This is a genomic window from Galbibacter pacificus (assembly GCF_029603165.1).
Classification (GTDB): Bacteria; Bacteroidota; Bacteroidia; order Flavobacteriales; family Flavobacteriaceae; genus Galbibacter; species Galbibacter pacificus.
The window spans coordinates 1-691 of record NZ_JAQSVC010000019.1; the positions used below are offsets into that span (position 1 = coordinate 1).

Below are 691 nucleotides of genomic sequence, written 5' to 3' on the forward strand. Positions count from 1 at the left end.
GTAGACCTGTCGCCCTTGGACGAATCGGCGGAAGTAACGGCACTGGACGGACGCGTTACCGCTAACGCCAACGGCATAGCAGATAACGCAACGGACATCACCGCCAATGCAAACAGTATCGCAACGAACACAACGAACATCACCGCCAACGCCACGGCGATCAGCGACCATATAGCCGCCGACGGGGATCTGGACGGCCAGAACGAAATACAGGATCTGGAACTGAGCGGCAACGAGCTGAAGATCACGAACAACCCATCTGCGACGCCGATCGATTTATCGGGCTACATCAGCAGCGACGACCAGAATTTGGAATCTGCAACGTTGGGCACTGACAATATATTGAGCCTTGGCATAGAAGACGGGACGGGAGCGACAGTAGACCTGTCGCCCTTGGACGAATCGGCGGAAGTAACGGCACTGGACGGACGCGTTACCGCTAACGCCAACGGCATAGCAGATAACGCAACGGACATCACCGCCAATGCAAACAGTATCGCAACGAACACAACGAACATCACCGCCAACGCCACGGCGATCAGCGACCATATAGCCGCCGACGGGGATCTGGACGGCCAGAACGAAATACAGGATCTGGAACTGAGCGGCAACGAGCTGAAGATCACGAACAACCCATCTGCGACGCCGATCGATTTATCGGGCTACATCAGCAGCGACGACCAGAATTTGG

The 691-nt window shown here is 56.0% G+C and carries 1 protein-coding gene; it reads left to right on the forward strand.

What is annotated here, in order from left to right:
* Positions 1-15: 15 nt before the first annotated feature.
* Positions 16-691: hypothetical protein (locus PSF86_RS17745; RefSeq protein WP_277901433.1), on the forward strand; the 676-nt coding region annotated here is incomplete at its 3' end.